We start from the raw sequence: 16,615 nt of genomic DNA on the forward strand, positions 1-16,615 counted from the left end.
ATCATTCATCCAGATGATCAAGAATCCACTGTGCCTCTTGCGCACCCTGCGTGTTGTGCATAGATGTGTTTAGTTCAAGGCATGCCTGTGCGTACGATTCCGCCTCAACTCGCCGTCCGGCCGAGCGGTAACACTGCGCAAGCAGCTTCAGTGCGATTGCCTCACCACGTCTGTTTCCGAGCTGGCGGTTCAGCGACAGCGCCCGCTCGCCAAACGGTAATCCGTCGTTCGGCCGGCCTTGTCGAAGACGCACTTGGGCGCCGAGCACCTCGGCGTTGGCATGTAGTGCAGTTGGAGGCATGGTGCATAGCGTCTTGATCACCTCGTCCGCATGGTCGGCTGCCATCTTCAGATTCTCTGCCCTTACCTCCAGCCTCGCGAGATTGACTAGCGATTGGCAAATATCCGGCTCGTTTCCAGTGCGTCGCCTGACCGCCAATGCATCTTCGAAGCTTCGGCGAGCCAGCTGAGGATTGTCTACTTTCGAGTATGCGAGCCCAAGTTCATCGAGAATGCGGCATCGGATCTTCTGGCCGAAAGCATCGTTTTCGTCGAGGAGCGTTAGCGCTTGCCTAAGTCGGCCGATGGCATCGACATAACGGCCTACCCGTCGCAGTAAACCAGCTTGAGCTGCGAACGCTTCCGCCGCAAGTGGTGAATACAGGTGTGAAGCGCCATCTAGAATCTGATCTATTGCCTGCTGTGTCGATGTGTAAGCAGCATCGAAGTCGCCGTCCCTTGCCAGGAATCTAGCGTATGCCAGGTGCTCGCCTGGTCCGCCCAAGTTCGTGGCTTCTCTCAATGCGATTATCCCGGCTTCGGTCTGACCAAGATCGATCAACTTCTCCCCTCGGAGTCGCAAGTTGGCGGCGCGCAGGACGTCACGCCCAGACGAGGGAAGCAGCTCGATATGCCGGGGAATCTTAGAAGAATTTACCACCACCTCCCACGTCAAGAGGCGCTCCGTTAGCTTATTCCGTAGCTCGCGGGCGTCCTCTACCGCCTCGTACATTACCGAGTGGTGGCTAGACATCTGCTTTCGAAGATTCACGATCGGATCAGCGGGTGAGTCATGCTTCAAGAAGGCCGTCCATACATCCCGCATTGGCTGTTCGGCGCGGCCGAGTTCGAGTAGACCCGTGAATAGCTCTTCCTCAGTGCCGGAGGAGTATCCCCAAGGGCTACCGGGCTCGCTGCCCCACGTCCCCTTGAACATTGCCACCATGAAGTGGCTCTCGCTGATGAGTTCGTTGATGGCCTCCTGCGGCCGCCTCGCTGTCCCTCTGACACGGTCCCACCCGACCACTTCGTAGGTGACGCTGCTATGGCCGCTTCGCCGAGTGTTGTGCTCATCAACGCAAGCGCGCACAACCTCGCGTTCGTGCTCAAGGTCGCCAGGCGACGCCAAGAAGATCCGAAACGGCAGTGCATCGACCATGCAATGGACAGTAGTGGCAGAGTTCCACTAAGCCAATCCGCCGAGCTTCTGTCGAGGCGCCAGGGCTGTCGCTTTCTTCGGTGGATGAGGATACGTGAGACAGACGACGCGGAAGCGGCGCAAAGGGCGTCGGTGCGACCTCTGTGTCACGGACGCGGTGAGTTCAGCCACGCCATCGGTACGCCGCTCAAGGCAGCGTCAGCAAGACGGTGAGCGGACGTAGTCCGCAGTGCAGCCCGCGAGCTCTCGATCCACCGCTGGACGTCCGCGACTCCCTGATGCCGGTACTCGACCGCTTGGACGAGACACTCCAACTTGTCCGCGTCCCGTGCCACCACCGCCTCCAGGGTTTCGCCGGCCTCATACTCGGCGACGGCAGCGGTGATCACGTCGGCGACGGCGGGCGGGCAGTCGGCGACTTGGTCGGCGGTGACGGCTGTGTTGGGCGCGGCGGTGAGGTAGCGCTTGGCGATGTGGGGAATGTCGGTGATCCGGGTTTCCTGCGTGTCGTGCAGGACGCACAACATCGAGACTCGGGCCGGGTCGGCGCCCTCCATGGCCGCGAGCATAATGCCGATGAGCGCCGTGCGGAACGAGTGTTCGGCGATCGACTCGGGGTGCTTCACGCCGGCGAACCACCAGCCGGTACGGGCGGCGCGCTTGAGCACGCCGGCCTCGAAGATGAAGCTCATGGCCCCTGCGGCGTCCTGGTCCTCGCTCATCTGCCCGTCCCTGTACCGGTGACTCCGTCAGCGCGGAGGCTGTAGAGGATAGACGTTAGTTCTTGTCGCGACTGCCTGGATAGCTGGTCGCTCTCGAGCAGCATGGCGCATCGGTCGGCCAGCGTTTGCCCGGTCGCGAGGTCGTCGTGAGCGAGGCCGCGCCTGGCTACGAGCAGAGCCCAGAGGTTGTGCACGTTGAGGTCGACGAACGGGTGGCCGATGGCGAGGCGGTCAACCAGGTGCCGGAACAGCACGACTCCTCGCCAGTCTCCTAGCGCGGCGGGCATGAACGAGTCGTCGCGATGCCGGTACGGGATCTCACCGACCCAGTAGGCGGAGTAGTTGAGCGCAGCCCGCTCACAGGCATCGTCCGGGTGGGCGTGGGTGATGAAGTCTCTCAGCGGTTCCGGGTCTCCCTGGTTCGCCAGGGAAGTCACCATCGACCGCATGTCGGGCCACAGCGGTGACCAGGTGTGGAAGCGGGTGATCTGACGGGCCGTCCGGGTGGTGCCTTCGGCGAGCCATGACGCGGAGGCGCCTGTGGGATCCATGCCGGCAAGGAAGCACGCTTGCCGGTGCAGCAGGACATCCGGCTCGCGTTCGGAGGCGGAGCGTTCAGCGAGTACGCGAAGGCGTACGAAGAAGGCCTGCCTCTCGTCGGCGGGCAGGAGCGGGGCGGTCGCCACGGGGCCGCGTCGGCGGGGTGTGGGCAGGCTCCTGATGAAGGTCGGCGTCTGTCCGAGAACGCTCCAGAGGATCAGGTCGGTCAGGCGGTGCGTCAGCACCGACCAGCCGAGGGGTTGCTCGGCGATGGGGGATCGGTCCGCCTCGTCCCGGAGGAGCGCCGCAAGGATGAGGTCTGCCTCGGCGGCATCGTCGAGAGCGGCCAGCAGCTTCGTGTTCGCTCCGAGGCGTCCGAGCCGCTGGCGAATCGCAACGGCCTGACCGAATGGGACGGCGGTGAACGGCCTGCGCCCCGACTCCCAGCTCTGAACGGTCACCCGGTCCACGTCCAGATGCGCGGCGAGTTGCTCTTGGGTGAGCGGCACGGATTCCCGAATGAGCTTCAGGAGGTAGCCCGTCACCTCGCCTCGTTGCGGCGTGGAACTGCGGTGACCTGCCAACTGACATCCCTACGTTGACCGGTGGTTGACGTTTCGCCGGAAGCGGACCGCGAGGTGGCGTTCCTGATCGGCTCACTCGTACCGCTGGTGAGTCCAGTGATCGACGTCGTGATCGTAGCGTCGCAGTTACCGAACGTTCCAGATCCGGTCCGCGATTCGTGGCCGGTCGAATTCCGCTGCCCTGCGGAGGAAGCGGCGATGCGGGAAAGGACACCACCGTGGAGACGAGTCACCTACGACCAGTACGTGATCGCTGCTGCAATGACGCTCGCGAGGCGGCACCGCCCGAAGTGGTCATGGCGGAAGTGGCGGTGGGTGTGCCGGTGCGGTGCGGAGCTGCCGTGCCGGAACCGTCACCGCGTACCGATCAATCGCGGTCACTGGCCGTCGCAGGAGGACCAGTGAGCACTGCGGAACAGGCGATCCTGGCGGTGCACGTACAGGGTCTGGACGGGATGTGCGTGGGTTGCCGGCTGTGGTGGGCGCGGCTGACTCCGTACCCCTGCTGGCAGGTCGCGTGGGCGACCAGCCGGCAGGCGCGCGCGAGCGTCGCCCGCTTCCTGGGGGTGCGCGGGTGAGCACCCACGGGCCGGTGCTGCCGATCTGGACGTGCGGCGGGTGCGGCGCGCCGTGGCCGTGCGCGACGCGGCGGCGGGAGCTTGTCGCGGAGTACGAGGGTGCGCCGGTGTCGCTGGCGGTGTACCTGGGGGCGCAGTTGGTGCGGGCGACGGCGGATCTGAGCTGGGCGCCGGCCGGGACGTTGCACAGGCGGTTCCTGGGGTGGCTGCGGTGAGCGTGTTGCGGGCGGGGGACGAGAAGTTCCACTACAGCGACGGGTCGCACCGGTGGACGGCGCCGGATCCGGAGTACGACCAGGAGGTGTGGGAGGAGCAGGTCCGCCAGCACAAGCTGGGTCACCTGCGCAACGAACGCCCGAGGGTACGCATCCGGCGGATCGGGTGATTCCAGCAGCGCGCCGGGCGACGGCTTCGTTAGGGCTGGGCCGGGCTGCTGCTGGTGTTGTACGAGTTCTTGGCGGCGACCACTGCGGCCTGGATGTGCTCGGGGTCGACGCCGTGGACGTTGAGCGGCGGGTGCAGACGCCTGACGAGTTCGGCCTCGATGATCGTCGGCTCGGAGTCCTCCGCCCAGGTCAGGCGCAGGTGCTCGTGCATCCACGCGGTCAGCCGCGTCTCGTCCTCGGGGACCAGGACCACCCGGTCGGTCCAGGTGGTCCGGTAGCCCTCGGATACGAGGAGGCCGGCCAGCGTACGGCGCAGGGTCGAGCTGCCCGAACGCCGCAGATGGTTGCGCAGGATCCGGCCCCGCAGGCTGGTCGCCCGGCCGAGATAGAGCATCCGCCGCGACGGGTCGCTGTCGTTCGGCGGTCCGGGGAGGTCCGGGAGGACCGAGGGAGCAGCCCACCAGGCGTACACACCGCTGCCACGGCTGAGCCGCTTGACGGCGACGTCGAGGGCGACCGGCACGCCGGAGAGCAGCCGTAGGGCCTCGTCGACCCGTTCTTCGTCGGTCGGGACGTCGGCGGATCGCCGTTCGGGGATGGTCACCGGGACCATCCTAGGCGCTGGGCGGGCCGCGATCAGGTGGCAGGGCGACCGGACGCTCCCCGCCGCAAGGCTCCGGGATGCCGACAGGGGGCAGGCGGCGCGCCGGCGGCACGGGGCGAGCCAGGACACGCAGCGTCGACGAACCGCAGTGTCCATGTCGGTAGTCTGACCGGGTGAACCATGACGCCGCGTCGATCCTGCGTGGCCTCGCGGCGAACCGTCGTCTCACACCACGAGCGATCAGCCGTGCCTCTGGCCGAGCTGAATCGACGATCCGGCAGCTTCTCAGTGGTGCCGTCCCGCCAGGAGCCGACGTCCTCCACGACATCGCTCCTGCCTTGCAGATGCCGGTGGCGGACCTCTTGGTGATCGCCGGATTGCCCGTCGTGGATGTCTCCGCGAGGGAAGGCGCCTACGCGGCGAGCCAGGAGATCGGCAGGCTGGTAGCTGTTGCCAGCCGGCTCTCATCGGAGCAGGTGCGGGAGCTGATCACGCGTGCGGAGGACCAGGTTGAGTGATATCTCGCGACCTGCTCGACAGGGGGAGCAGAGGTGACCGAGGCGCCCGCGCGCTCCGCGGCAGATCAGCGCACCTGATCTTGGCCGGCGTTTCTCGGCTCGTACGCTCCGGACGTCCGCCGGTCCCTGACCTGGCGCGACGCTCGCCGGTGACGCCCGTATGAGCTTGGTATCGGCGTTCGTACCGATCTGGATCCTCACCGCGGTCGGCTACGCGGCCTGCCGTTGGGGCCTGCTGGGCGAGGCGGCGGCGTCGGTGCTCGGCCGGTTCGTGTTCCATCTTGCGATGCCGGCCGCCCTGTTCCTGGCCCTGTCCCGGATGCCGCTGTCCGGGTTCGCCGGCCGCTCGCTGCTCGCCTTCGCGGTGAGCACCGTCGCGGTGATCGGGTTCGGGTGGGCCGGCGCGAGCCGCCTGTTCGGTCGCGGGCCCGGTGAACGGCCGATCTGGGGCATGGCCGCCGGGTACGTGAACTCGGCGAACCTCGGCATCCCGATCGCGACGCAGGTTCTCGGCGACGTGTCGTTCCTGGCGGTGGTGGTGCTGCTGCAAGTGCTGGTGGTGGCGCCCGTGATCCTGGTCGCCCTGGACCGGCGCAGCGACCCGGCCGGGCGGATCAGGGTGCGCCGGATCGCCTCCCTGCCCGTACGCAACCCGGTGATCCTGGCGTCGCTGCTCGGTGTCGCGTGCTCGGCTACCGGCCTGCGCCTGCCGTCGGCGGCCGCTGCGCCGCTGACGCTGTTGGCCGGTGCCGCGGTTCCGGCCGCCCTGGTCGCGCTCGGCGCGTCGCTGCACCGCACGGCGCCGTCGCGGGCAGAACCGGCCGAGCCGGCCGGGGCGGCCGAGCTGGCCGCGGTCAGCGCGCTGAAGCTGGTTGCGCAGCCGGTCGTCGCGTACGCGGCCGGGCTGGCCCTGCACCTGTCCGCGCCGCAGCTGCTCGCCGTGGTGGTGTGCGCGGGCCTGCCGACGGCGCAGAACACGTTCATCTTCGCCCAGGAGTACGGCGTCGGCGAGGCGGTGGCCAACCGGGCGGTGGTGGTGACCACGACGCTGTCGCTGGCCACACTGGCCGTGGCGGCGACGCTGCTCGGGTAGCCACCGCTACGAGGGGAACCGCCTCCAGTGCCCCTCGGAGACGACCTCGACGGTGCCGTCGGTCACCTTGATGGCCGTCTGGTCGTCGATCGCGTACGCCGGACCGGCGATCTCGGCCACCCACTTCTCGGCAGCGGCCATGGTGTTGTCCGGTTCGAGGCCCAGGTGCGGGAAGATCGAGAAGTCGACGAGCCCGAGTGTGCGGTCGTCGGGTGCGGACTGCCACTCGACGAATTCCGTACCGATCCGGGGGGTGAGCACCATGCTGCCGGCGCTCAGCCCCACCCAGACGGTGTCCCGCAGCGACGGCAGGAGGTCCGCCAGCCCGGACTGCCGCATCCAGTGGCACAGGTACGTCGCGTCGCCGCCGTGCGCGAGCAGGACGTCGGCCTCCCGGACCCAGGGGATCCAGTGCTCCTGGCCGATGCTGGGCAGCGCTGTCAGTTCGAGGACGCCCAGCGACTTCCAGCCCAGGCCGCTCATCGGGAGCGGTGTCTGACCGGTGATGAAGCGCCAGGCCGAGGCCGGTCCGCCCATCGGGTACGCCGCCGTGGGGATGCAGAGGGCACTGGATTCGGCGATCGGCTTGCCCAGCAGGTCGACCAGCGCGTCGCGGATGCTCGGGTTCTGGACGCCTGCGGATGTGAGGAGAAGTTTCACGCTTGCCTCCTGTACGTAGCGGTCATGACGCTCTTCCCCCGAGAGTCGGGAGATCGGGTGCACGGGAATACAGACCGGACGCCGAAACGAAACTCATCGCCGATTCGGATGCATGACCAGCGGACGTCGATGAGGACGTGACGTCACTCGCGGATCTCCATCTCTGTCACCAAGCCGTCGCCCAGGCGGTAGACGTGCGTGACGGTGTGGTCGGCGAGCTTCGCTCCGGCCCTGTCGTGGACCACCTGATGAACGGTGACGGCGATGCGGCCGTCGGCCTCCGTGCGGAACGCGGTCGGCGTGACGACGGGCTCGATCTGGTCCCACTGCCGGCGCCAGTAGGCACCCACCTGGTCCCGGCCGCGAACGACGCCTCCTTCCCAGCCGTTGGGCCACGAGACGTCGGGCGCCATGGCGGCCAGCAGAGTGGGGATGTCACGCCTGTTGAAGGCCGCGTAGAGGTTCGTCAGCAGGGCCTGGGGAGTAAGGTGTCCCGGCGGATCCATCCAGCCAGCATGGCCGGTGGACGAGACCTCATGAAGCCCACTTCGCGGTCAGCAGAACGCGCGAGCGTCCGGCTGGAATCGTGTTCGTAGACTCCCGGCCCGCTAACTTGGGGGCACCCAAGGCAGAGGAGAGCCCCGTGGGCACTGTCGTCATGTACAGCTCGGTGTCGGTGGACGGCTTCGTCGCGGACGAGAACGACCAGCCCGGACCGCTGTTCGACTGGTTGACCAGCGGTGACGTCCCGCTGGACGCCAGCGGTGCGTTGAGGGTGTCGCAGACGTCCCACGACTACATCCGGCCGTACTGGGACCAGATCGGGGTGACGGTCGTCGGCCGGCACGTCTTCGACCTGACCGACGGCTGGGACGGGAAGCCGCCGAGCGGGATCGACCACGTGGTCGTCGTGACGCACCGGCCGGCGCCCGAGGGCTGGGACGCCGAGGCGCCGTTCCACTTCGTCGACGGCGTCGAGGCAGCCGTGGCCAAGGCGCAGGAACTCGCCGGTGACCGCATCGTCGAGGTCGCCGCCGGCGACGTCGGAGGCCAGGTGCTCGCCGCGGGCCTGGTCGACGAGGTACGCATGGATGTCGTACCCGTGGTGCTCGGGTCCGGTAAACGCTACTTCGGGTCGGTCGACGCGCAGTACCTGCTGGAGGATCCCGACGTGGTGATTCAGGGCAACCGGGTGCTTCACCTGCGCTATCGGGTGCGCCGTTGACCGCTCTGATCCGCGGCTGCTGACACCGGCATCCACCCACCACGCGCTCTGGTCGCCGGCGGCAGCGGACGCGCGTCCGACGCCGGACGGGTACGGCCGGCAGGGCGGCGCCGTCAGAGCAGTGCGAGTTGGCCCGGCATCGGCTCGTCGTCGAGGCGAGCGCCGAGCTGCCACAGCCGGAGCTGATCGTCCTCATGATGACGGGTGAGCCATCGGCCTGGCCGGTACGAGGGGTGGACGGCGCCGGATCCGTGGTGGTGCGGGTAGCGCACCTGGGAGCGGCACCGGAGGCTGAGCGCCGACAGCAGTAGATGACCCTCGGCGTCGTTCGGCAGGTCTGCGGTGTTCAGAGCGGCGAGGATCAGCTCCTCGCTCAGGAACACCGCACGGTCCACGTGTCGGCAGCTCGGGAGGCTCGGCGGCGTGTCCGGCAGGTCTTCCAGGTGTCGTTCTGTGATGACGGCGTCGGAGGCGACGTCGCGGACGGACAGGAACCCGTCGAGCGTCTGGGTCAGGTAGCGGCCGCCTGCCGGGCTGAAACCGGCGAGACCGCCACCGGCCAGCGGCCGGGACACGATGCGCTCGGCGTCGAGCCGGATGAGCATGGCGCGTGACCGGTAGGGATCGAGCAGCGTCAAGCCGGTGCAGACGCCCTCGGGTGAGTGCATGAACCAGGCGGCCTCGGGACCGGGCAGCGGCGTGCGATGGATCTCCGCGCCGCTCACACCGTGGACGGCGACAAGTTCCGCGGTGTCGCCCAGACGGATCCAGAGGACGTGGTCGCCGTCGAGGTGGAAGCCGGCGCCGGCGCCGGCGCCGGCGCTGCCGCCGAGCCGATCCCAGCTGCTGCGCCACCGAACCGTGCCGTCGTGGTCGAGCACGACGATCTGATGCGAGTCGCCCGCCGCGACGAGTCGACGGGTGGCACTGACCGTCATCGGCGGGTCGTCGAGAGGCGCTGCCAGTCGCGTCACGCGACGCAGGTCGTGGTCGAGCAGGTTGACGGTGACGCTGTCCCGCTCAGTGACCGCCCAGCCGAGGCCGGTTGCCTCCGTGACATGCCGCATGCCGGGCAGCCGCACCTGGTTGATCAAGCGGGGTTGCATCGCGGCAGCATAGAGCCATTTCGGCGAGCCCGTCGGGCCGTCTGCGCGGACGCCCGTGCTGCATACCGCACTCGTCGGGCTCGGTTCAGCGTGGTCCCAGCCCGGTGCGCCCGTCGATCAGCTCGCGTACGGCGTCCAGGTGACCGGCGTGCCGAGCGGCCTCCTCGATGACGTGCAGAACGATCCGTCGCAGGTCGGTGGTCCGCGACGCCAGCGTCTCGTCCGGAAGACCTCGCCACGATCTCGAACCACAAGCGAGATGATTCTCGACGCCCGGCCGTACGCGATTGACACGTCCAGGTCGGGAAGGGCAAGGTTGCAGTCGGCCACGCGCACCGCGTGGGCACTCTGCATGAGGGAATGACGCCTGTGATCCGGGTAGGCCGAGCGGCCGCCTGAGTGTCGACCACGCGACTGACGACCGTCGCGTGCCTGCGACACGGAGGGGCGGCCCGACGTTTCCTCCGCCCGTCGCAGCTTCTCTCATGCATCGAGGTCTCCCGTTGAGCATGGATGCCCGCATCCAGCAGTCCGTCGTCGTCAACCTGTCCCGCCGGCCCGCGCCCGTCGAGGTGGGGCCCTTCGTGATCGGGCTGGACCCGACGACGACCAGCCCGTACGTCAACTACGCGACGCCGCGTCCCGGCGCCGCCGTGACCGCAGCCGACGTCACCGCCCTGGTCGCGGCGTTCCGCGCCGCGGACCGCAGACCCCGTCTGGAGTACGTCACCAGTTGTGCCCCCGATCTGGAGGCGCTGCTGACCGCCGCCGGCTTCACCGTGGAAGCCCGGCACACCTACCTGGTCTGCGTGCCGGGCACGCTGGCGTCGCCACCCGTGCCGGACCAGTTGAGCCTGTGCGAACCGGGTACCGACTCCCGGCGCGCCGCGCTGGTCAGCGTGCAGAACGAGGCCTTCGGCGGCGATCCGGTCGCCTCCGATGCCGACGTGGCTCGCCTGCGGCGCCAGCAGGACGCCGGGGGCGTGGTCGTCACGGCAGTCACCGAGGGCGGTGGCTGCGCGGGCGGCGGCGGTGCGGCCGCACCGGTCGGCGCGGTCAGCGAGGTGGCAGGCATCGCCGTTCGCGCGCCGTACCGCCGCCGGGGACTGGCGTCTGCGATCACCGCCGAGGTGACCCGGCGGCTGTTCAGCGCCGGTACGGAGGTCGCCTGGCTGGAGGCCGGCGGTGCGGAGTCGTGGCGGGTCTACGAGCGCGTGGGCTACCGGCCCGCCGGTCAGCGGCTCTACATCGCCATGAACTGAGGACGGAGGAACCCGGGCCGGGTGAGTCACCCCCCCCTCGCGCGCCGGCGTGAGGGGGGATCAGGCGGTCAGCTGGTTCGCGTCGAGCCAACGTCGCCAGCTCACCCGGGTGACATTCCGCTCCGGATGCTCGGCCACATGGAGGACGAACTGCGCCCGCAGCCGAACCAGGGGATCGTCGGCGTACGTCAGCGTCTCCACCTCGTGGAAGAACAGCGGGTCGGAGAAATGACGGACCAGGCCCGCGTACATCCAGTCCTTGCACCGGTACGGGCGCCTCAGCGCCGCGAGGGTCAACGCGGCGAGCTGTGGCTCGACGCCCTCCGGGACGCCGGCCCGACGGAATCGGTGCAGGAGCACCTCCTTCGTCCCCCAGCGGGACCACATCGACGACTCCCGCGCTCCCCACTCGTCGGGATGGTCCGTCTCCCACTGCAGGTACAGGACGGCGTACGGCGCCCACCGGGCGCGTCTGTCGAGGTCGTCGTCAGGGGAGTCCCGGAAGGCGCCGAGAGGAGCATCGATCGTCTGCCCCTGATGCCGGCAAAGGCGGGCGTGCGCCTCGTCCATCGCCGCCTGGAGCCGAGCCTGACTGGACCTCGACCGGTAGTGCGCCGACCACAGGCCGTTCCACTCGTCCAGCGCGTCGCTCGCCGCGGCGAGGGCTGCCTGGTGACGGGCCAGCGCCTGGTGACGCGTGCCCCGGTCGCTCGCGACCAGGTCGAAAAGCCAGGAGTAGTCACCGCTCGGCTCCACCAGCATCATGGCAGCTTGCCATCCGCGCCCTTCCGGGAAGCAGCGGGAGACAGAGGTTCGGGAAGAGAAGGTGGATTTCAGCCAGGCCGCTCGTGACGTCCGTGAGGGGTCGCGAACGCGGCGTCCGATCCCCGCCGGACAGCCGGCCCGTCGTCGACCAGGCTTTCCCGCATGAACAACGCACTCGACGGCAAGGTAGCTCTCGTCACCGGCGGTGGCCGTGGCATCGGCGCGGCGGTGGCCCTGCGCCTGGCCGAGGACGGCGCCGACGTGGCGCTGACGTTCCAGCAGAATCAGCGACGCGCCGACGACGTGGTGGACCGGATCAGGGCCGCGGGTCGGCGGGCGATCGCCGTGCGGGCCGACAGCGCCGACCCGGCGGCGGTGATCGCGGCGGTGGACCGGGCGGTCGGTGAGCTGGGCAGGCTGGACATCCTGGTCAACAACGCGGGCGCGTTCCTGCTCGGGCCGCTGGAGCAGTTGAGTCTCGACGAGTTCGAACAGACCGTCGCGGTCAACGTCCGGGCGCCGTTCGTCGCGACGCAGGCCGCGGTGCGCCACATGTCGGCCGGTGGACGGATCGTCAACATCGGCAGCAACACGGCCGAGCGGACGGTCTTCCCGGGCTTCTCGCTGTACGCGATGAGCAAGACCGCCCTGATCGGCCTGACCAAGGCGCTCGGGCGCGAACTCGGCGGCAGGGCGATCACCGTGAACCTGGTGAACCCCGGTGCCACGGACACGGAGCTGAATCCGGCCGACGGTCCGAACGCCGACACGATCAACGGGTTCACCGCGCTCGGCCACTACGCGCAGCCGGCCGACGTGGCCGCCGCGGTGGCGTTCCTCGCCGGCCCGGACGGGCGCTACGTCACGGGGGCGACTGTGAACGTCGACGGCGGATTCACCATCTGACCTTCGGGAACGGCCGGGGTCGTGACCGGGCGTCGGTGGCCTGCCCACCGCGGGGCGGAGCGGCGGCTAGGCTGTGCCGGTGTGGAAGGCGGTGTCCCCTGGTGACCGTCATGGTTGACGCGGACGACGTCCGCCGGGTGGCGTTGTCGTTGCCCCACGTGGTCGAGATCGACAGTGACGGCTTCGACTTCCGGGTCGCGGGCAAGGGGTTCGTCTGGTCCTATCCCGAGCGGACGCCCGGCAGACCGCGGCGCATTCGCACCGACATCGCCGTGCTGTACGTGGGCGACGAGGCGGAGAAGCAGGCGTTGCTCCTCGGCGAGCCCGACCTCTTCTTCACCACGCCTGCGTACGACGGGTCACCGCTGGTCATGCTGCGGCTGGCGCACGTCGGCGTCGAGCGTCTGACGGAGCTGGTCACCGACGCGTGGCGGATGCGTGCCCCCGACTCGTTCGCCGGTGACCCCGACGAGGCCGCCGGCGGGTGACGCCGGCGATCGGGCTTCGTCGAACCAGACCCTCTCGACGAGGGTCGCGTGCTTCACCAGACCCGGCAGCGTGGTCCGGGAGGCAGGCAAAGGCCACTACGGCCGGAAGTACTCGGACATCATGCTGCTGACCCATTCCGGCTGCCGGACGTTCGCGGGGACGAACTCCTCGAGCACCGGCTTCAGGTCGATGACGGGCGTGCCTGACACGGCGTCGAGGCCCACCACCGTCAGTTCGCGGCCGTCGACGGACTCGATCCGGCAGCACGTCACGCCGATCCGGTTCGGCCGGCGGGGGCCACGGCCGGCGAACACGCCCATCGGCGGCAGGTCGGCCCGGCCCCGGTAGGGGCGGGGCTCGCGGTGGTCGCCGTCGTCCGGGAACCGGTCGAAGACGAACAGGACCTCCACGTGGGAGAACTCCTCCAGGCCCTGGAGACATGCCTCGCCGAAGCGCTCGTCGACGACGATCGTGCTGCGGACGGCACCCCAGTTGTCGCTGTGCTGGATGTCCGTCCGGTCGTTGCGGACCGTGCCGATCGCAGTGATCTCGAAGCCGCTCATGACCGGAGACTAGTTCCGCATCGATCGCTCCGGGGCCCCGTGTCGCCGTGAGCCGGTCACGGGGCACACGAGCCGGACGGCCGGCGCTAGGCTCATGATCATGGACGTTCTCCGATACGCGGCGTTCACCGCCGACCCCGCCGGTGGCAATCCGGCCGGTGTCGTCCTGGACGCCACCGGTGCGGGCGACGCCGAGATGCAGCAGGTCGCGGCGCAGGTCGGCTATTCCGAGACGGCGTTCCTCGTGCCCGCGGGCGGGGACGGCCGGTTCACTGTGCGCTACTTCAGCCCGAAGGCGGAGGTGCCGTTCTGCGGCCACGCGACGATCGCGTCGGCGGTCGCGTACGCCGAGCGGCACGGCCCCGGCGTGCTGCACCTGGACACCCGCGCCGGACTGGTCGAGGTCGCCACGAGCGTGCAGGCCGACGGCACCACCACCGCCACGCTGACCAGCGTCGCGCCGCGCACCGAGCCCATGAGCGCTGAGGACCTCGCGGTGCTGCTCGCCGCACTGCGCTGGTCGCCGGACGATCTCGACGCGACGCTGCCGCCGCGTGTCGCGTACGCCGGGGCCTGGCATCCGATCGTGGCCGCCGCGACACGGCAACGCCTGGCGGACCTGGACTACGACATGGCGGCGTTGAGCGCGCTGATCGCCGACCGTGACTGGACGACGATCGACCTGGTGCACCGGGAGTCCCCGCTGGTGTTCCACGCGCGCAACCCGTTCCCGCCCGGCGGTGTGGTCGAGGACGCCGCGACCGGGGCGGCGGCCGCCGCGTTCGGCGGCTACCTGCGCGAGCTTGGCCTGGTGCAGCCGCCCGCGACCGTGACCGTGCGGCAGGGCGAGGACATGGGGCGTCCGAGCCTGCTCACCGTCGGCATCCCCGCCGGACAAGGTGCCGGGATCGCGGTGACCGGCACCGCCGTGCCCATCCCTGAGGAGGACGTGCGATGAGGCCGGACCACTACGGCGGTTTCGTCACTTCGACGGGCAGCGGGCCACGCTCACCTACTGGCACCGGCCGTTGCACGCGATGACGAAGGCGTTCACCGGCGCGGGTTTCCGCCTCTCGGTGATCAGCGAACCGCCCTCCTCACCCGACACCCCGCGCCGGTCGCAGAGCGACTGGACCCACTGGGTCCATGACGTCGGATACCGGGCGGCTCGTTCGTAGTACGGGTGAGAGGCGGCCTGACCGGGCCGCCCGGACAAGGGAGTCATGGCATGCCGCGGTACCTGATCTCGTTCAACGACGGCGCGATGGACCACATCCCCGTCGAGGAGATCCCCGAGGTGGGCAAGGACGCGCACGCGGTCATCCAGGAGGCCGTGAACGCGGGCGTGTTCGTGTACGGCACCGGGCTCGAACGCCAGCAGGCGAGCATCGTCGGTACGGACGGGGCGGTCACCGACGGGCCGTTCCCGGAGACCAAGGAGGTCATCGGCGGTTTCGTGGTCCTCGACGTGGCCTCACGCGACGAGGCGCTGAAGTGGGCTGCCAAGATCGCCGTCTCGTGCCGCTGCGCCCAGGAGGTCCGGGAGATCATGCCCGACCCCGAGACGGAGGCGATGCTCCGCACGGCGGGCCGGTGACAGGTCCGAAGTCGACGCGATGACGGGGTGGGCGTGGCACCGGACGGCAGCCATGCCCTCCGTGATCGTTAGCCAGGTCGCGGCAGTCGTCGAACCGCACCGGGAAAGACGCCCGGCCCGCTTGCGTGAACTCGGGAGCGAGTCGCTTCCCCTCGGTGCGCGTCGGATGGCCGGGTGCGGCGAAAACCGGTTGGCGGTCCCGGCGAGCGCTGTTAACTTGCCGATGGCCGTGCCGGAGAACGAGGGAGGTGGTACCCGTGACCGCAGTATCGACATGGGTGCTCCCCTCGGGGGTCACGGCCGGGCGACAGGTCGTCCGGGAGCGCCGTCGCACTCCCGAAAGGCACGACCATGCGATTCGTCTCCGACCAGCGCCTCGCCGACGGCGTCCGCGAACGTGAGTTCACCCTCGGCGAGATCCCGGGCATCCTGTGGACGCCCGCATCCGCGCCCACGTCGGCCCCGCTGATCCTGCTCGGCCACCCGGGCGGACTGCGCCGGATGTACCCCCGGCTGGTGGCCCGGGCCCGCGACTGCACGGCGCAGGGTTTCGCGGCGGCCACCCTCGAACTGCCCGGCGGCGGGGACCGGCCCGCGTCCGCCGCCGCCGAGCAGGCCCGCGCCGACCTGCGGCGGGCACTGGCGGCAGGCGAGCCGGTCACCGACGACATCGTCGACCGGCTCGTCCTGCCGCTGGTGGAGAAGGCGGTCCCGGAGTGGCGGGCCGTGCTGGACGCCCTCCTCGCACTGCCGGAGATCGGCGGTCCGGTCGGCTACTCCGGCGGGGTGATCTCGATCGGCGTACGGCTGGCGGTGGTCGAACCGCGCATCGTGGCCGCGGTCCTGTTCGCCGGGAGCTTCGTGCCGCGAGCGATGTTCGCCGAGGCGCGGCGGGTCACCATCCCGCTGCACGTCCTGTTGCAGTGGGACGACGAGGGCAACGACCGGCAGATGGCGCTGGACCTGTTCGACGCCTTCGGCTCGGCGGAGAAGACGCTGCACGCCAACATGGGCGGCCACACGGGCGTACCGCGGTTCGAGGGGGAGTCCGCGAACCGGTTCTTCGGCCGGCACCTGCGGACGCCGCCGAGCTCATAGGGTGGACGCATGACGCCCGTGACCGGACTGGACCACGTCGTCATCGCCGTGTCCGACTGGCGGGCCGCCACCGACTTCTATCGCGACGTCGTCGGCGCCGAGGTGATCGGCGTCGGCGGCGACCGCGTCGCCTTCCGGATCGGCCCCCACCAGTTGAGCGTGCACGGGCCGGGTCTCGACCTCGGCGGCAACGTCGCCCGAGTCCCGGTCCGCCCGGGCAACAGCGACATCTGCTTCGTCTGGGCCGGGCCGATCGAGGAGGCGGTGGCGCACCTGCGGCGGCACGACGTCGAGGTGGAGACGGGACCGGTCCGGCGGGTCGGCGCCGGTGGCGCCGGGACCAGCGTCTACTTCCGCGACCCGGACGGAAGCCTGCTGGAGTTCATCTCCTACCAGGATTCCTCGCAGCAGCCGTAGGTCCTTGCCCTGCCAGCTCGCGGTCCAGCTGTGCCAGGGGCCGCCGGGGTGCCTGAAGCGCGCG

Annotated in this window: 23 protein-coding genes and 1 pseudogene; 13 read left to right on the forward strand and 11 right to left on the reverse strand. The window is 69.5% G+C overall.

Going from position 1 to position 16,615, the window contains the following annotated elements; all coding sequences use genetic code 11:
• Position 1: 1 nt before the first annotated feature.
• The 3 genes from MICAU_RS31945 to MICAU_RS13550 all read right to left on the reverse strand — a co-directional run bounded on the left by MICAU_RS31945 (position 2) and on the right by MICAU_RS13550 (position 3,284).
• The gene (locus tag MICAU_RS31945; protein ID WP_013285880.1) at positions 2-1,438 is read right to left on the reverse strand and encodes a tetratricopeptide repeat protein; all 1,437 of its coding nucleotides are present in this window, start codon (positions 1,436-1,438) and stop codon (positions 2-4) included.
• Positions 1,439-1,584: 146 nt separating this feature from the next.
• Positions 1,585-2,160 (reverse strand): HD domain-containing protein, encoded by a 576-nt coding sequence (locus MICAU_RS13545; RefSeq protein WP_013285881.1) that lies wholly within the window; start codon positions 2,158-2,160, stop codon positions 1,585-1,587.
• Positions 2,157-3,284 (reverse strand): helix-turn-helix domain-containing protein, encoded by a 1,128-nt coding sequence (locus MICAU_RS13550; RefSeq protein ID WP_041799009.1) that lies wholly within the window; start codon positions 3,282-3,284, stop codon positions 2,157-2,159. The genes MICAU_RS13545 and MICAU_RS13550 overlap by 4 nt, the downstream gene beginning before the upstream one ends.
• A 401-nt stretch (positions 3,285-3,685) precedes the next feature.
• Here MICAU_RS13550 and MICAU_RS33675 point away from each other — a divergent pair, with 401 nt between their 5' ends.
• From MICAU_RS33675 to MICAU_RS32700, 3 genes are read left to right on the forward strand one after another with little or no spacing between them, the layout of a single operon-like run.
• A complete protein-coding gene (locus tag MICAU_RS33675) occupies positions 3,686-3,862 on the forward strand; it encodes a hypothetical protein (RefSeq protein ID WP_013285883.1) in 177 nt (58 codons plus the stop codon).
• Positions 3,859-4,077, forward strand: a complete 219-nt coding sequence (locus MICAU_RS13555; protein ID WP_013285884.1) for a hypothetical protein — start codon at positions 3,859-3,861, stop codon at positions 4,075-4,077. The genes MICAU_RS33675 and MICAU_RS13555 overlap by 4 nt, the downstream gene beginning before the upstream one ends.
• Positions 4,074-4,247 (forward strand): hypothetical protein, encoded by a 174-nt coding sequence (locus tag MICAU_RS32700; RefSeq protein ID WP_166456489.1) that lies wholly within the window; start codon positions 4,074-4,076, stop codon positions 4,245-4,247. Before MICAU_RS13555 ends, MICAU_RS32700 begins: the two co-directional genes overlap by 4 nt.
• 29 nt (positions 4,248-4,276) lie before the next feature.
• Here MICAU_RS32700 and MICAU_RS13565 read toward each other — a convergent pair whose 3' ends face one another.
• Positions 4,277-4,861 (reverse strand): GIY-YIG nuclease family protein, encoded by a 585-nt coding sequence (locus tag MICAU_RS13565; protein WP_041799011.1) that lies wholly within the window; start codon positions 4,859-4,861, stop codon positions 4,277-4,279.
• A gap of 164 nt (positions 4,862-5,025) precedes the next feature.
• Here MICAU_RS13565 and MICAU_RS13570 point away from each other — a divergent pair, with 164 nt between their 5' ends.
• Positions 5,026-5,370: a helix-turn-helix domain-containing protein gene (locus MICAU_RS13570; protein ID WP_201766714.1), complete on the forward strand. Its 345-nt coding sequence runs from the start codon at positions 5,026-5,028 to the stop codon at positions 5,368-5,370.
• Positions 5,371-5,530: 160 nt separating this feature from the next.
• A complete protein-coding gene (locus tag MICAU_RS13575; protein ID WP_013285887.1) occupies positions 5,531-6,463 on the forward strand; it encodes an AEC family transporter in 933 nt (310 codons plus the stop codon).
• Between the two features lie 6 nt (positions 6,464-6,469).
• Here MICAU_RS13575 and MICAU_RS13580 read toward each other — a convergent pair whose 3' ends face one another.
• Together MICAU_RS13580 and MICAU_RS13585 are read right to left on the reverse strand one after the other, a co-directional pair.
• Positions 6,470-7,123 (reverse strand): Type 1 glutamine amidotransferase-like domain-containing protein, encoded by a 654-nt coding sequence (locus MICAU_RS13580; protein ID WP_013285888.1) that lies wholly within the window; start codon positions 7,121-7,123, stop codon positions 6,470-6,472.
• Positions 7,124-7,266: 143 nt separating this feature from the next.
• Positions 7,267-7,629, reverse strand: coding sequence for a nuclear transport factor 2 family protein (locus MICAU_RS13585; RefSeq protein WP_013285889.1), 363 nt, complete (start codon positions 7,627-7,629; stop codon positions 7,267-7,269).
• A 137-nt stretch (positions 7,630-7,766) separates the two neighbouring features.
• Between MICAU_RS13585 and MICAU_RS13590 the strand changes: the two genes are divergently transcribed.
• Entirely contained in the window at positions 7,767-8,348 is a 582-nt protein-coding gene (locus tag MICAU_RS13590) for a dihydrofolate reductase family protein (RefSeq protein WP_013285890.1), read from the forward strand.
• A gap of 113 nt (positions 8,349-8,461) precedes the next feature.
• On the opposite strand, the gene MICAU_RS13595 is transcribed toward MICAU_RS13590, so the two are convergent.
• Positions 8,462-9,454 carry a hypothetical protein gene (locus MICAU_RS13595; RefSeq protein ID WP_013285891.1) on the reverse strand — a complete coding sequence of 331 codons (993 nt, stop codon included), beginning with the start codon at positions 9,452-9,454 and terminating at the stop codon, positions 8,462-8,464.
• A gap of 85 nt (positions 9,455-9,539) precedes the next feature.
• A complete protein-coding gene (locus MICAU_RS33445) occupies positions 9,540-9,977 on the reverse strand; it encodes a mycothiol transferase (protein WP_218917883.1) in 438 nt (145 codons plus the stop codon).
• Between MICAU_RS33445 and MICAU_RS13600 the strand changes: the two genes are divergently transcribed.
• Positions 9,964-10,716 (forward strand): GNAT family N-acetyltransferase, encoded by a 753-nt coding sequence (locus MICAU_RS13600; protein ID WP_013285892.1) that lies wholly within the window; start codon positions 9,964-9,966, stop codon positions 10,714-10,716. The two genes, MICAU_RS33445 and MICAU_RS13600, sit on opposite strands and share 14 nt — an antisense overlap.
• Positions 10,717-10,776: 60 nt before the next feature.
• Here MICAU_RS13600 and MICAU_RS13605 read toward each other — a convergent pair whose 3' ends face one another.
• Complete coding sequence (locus MICAU_RS13605; protein ID WP_232236614.1) at positions 10,777-11,478, reverse strand: hypothetical protein; 702 nt, start codon at positions 11,476-11,478, stop codon at positions 10,777-10,779.
• A gap of 165 nt (positions 11,479-11,643) precedes the next feature.
• Here MICAU_RS13605 and MICAU_RS13610 point away from each other — a divergent pair, with 165 nt between their 5' ends.
• Both MICAU_RS13610 and MICAU_RS13615 read left to right on the forward strand, forming a co-directional pair.
• Positions 11,644-12,387, forward strand: coding sequence for an SDR family NAD(P)-dependent oxidoreductase (locus MICAU_RS13610; RefSeq protein ID WP_013285894.1), 744 nt, complete (start codon positions 11,644-11,646; stop codon positions 12,385-12,387).
• A gap of 110 nt (positions 12,388-12,497) precedes the next feature.
• On the forward strand, positions 12,498-12,875 hold the full coding sequence (locus tag MICAU_RS13615) for an MmcQ/YjbR family DNA-binding protein (RefSeq protein ID WP_030269034.1): 378 nt from the start codon (positions 12,498-12,500) through the stop codon (positions 12,873-12,875).
• Between the two features lie 9 nt (positions 12,876-12,884).
• Here the strand turns inward: MICAU_RS13615 and MICAU_RS33450 are convergent.
• Together MICAU_RS33450 and MICAU_RS13620 are read right to left on the reverse strand one after the other, a co-directional pair.
• A pseudogene (locus tag MICAU_RS33450) lies at positions 12,885-12,965 on the reverse strand (mycothiol transferase); the annotation flags it as partial.
• A gap of 6 nt (positions 12,966-12,971) precedes the next feature.
• Positions 12,972-13,439, reverse strand: coding sequence for an SAM-dependent methyltransferase (locus MICAU_RS13620; protein WP_013285896.1), 468 nt, complete (start codon positions 13,437-13,439; stop codon positions 12,972-12,974).
• Between the two features lie 100 nt (positions 13,440-13,539).
• On the opposite strand from MICAU_RS13620, the gene MICAU_RS13625 reads away from it, so the two are divergent.
• The 4 genes from MICAU_RS13625 (at position 13,540) to MICAU_RS13645 (ending at position 16,551) form a co-directional block, all read left to right on the forward strand.
• Positions 13,540-14,397, forward strand: a complete 858-nt coding sequence (locus MICAU_RS13625; RefSeq protein ID WP_013285897.1) for a PhzF family phenazine biosynthesis protein — start codon at positions 13,540-13,542, stop codon at positions 14,395-14,397.
• Between the two features lie 270 nt (positions 14,398-14,667).
• Positions 14,668-15,036 carry a YciI family protein gene (locus tag MICAU_RS13635; protein ID WP_013285899.1) on the forward strand — a complete coding sequence of 123 codons (369 nt, stop codon included), beginning with the start codon at positions 14,668-14,670 and terminating at the stop codon, positions 15,034-15,036.
• Positions 15,037-15,387: 351 nt separating this feature from the next.
• On the forward strand, positions 15,388-16,134 hold the full coding sequence (locus MICAU_RS13640; RefSeq protein ID WP_013285900.1) for a dienelactone hydrolase family protein: 747 nt from the start codon (positions 15,388-15,390) through the stop codon (positions 16,132-16,134).
• Between the two features lie 9 nt (positions 16,135-16,143).
• On the forward strand, positions 16,144-16,551 hold the full coding sequence (locus MICAU_RS13645) for a VOC family protein (RefSeq protein ID WP_013285901.1): 408 nt from the start codon (positions 16,144-16,146) through the stop codon (positions 16,549-16,551).
• The last annotated feature ends 64 nt before the right edge of the window (positions 16,552-16,615 follow it).

The sequence above is a fragment of the Micromonospora aurantiaca ATCC 27029 genome, from assembly GCF_000145235.1.
GTDB classification, from domain to species: Bacteria; Actinomycetota; Actinomycetes; order Mycobacteriales; family Micromonosporaceae; genus Micromonospora; species Micromonospora aurantiaca.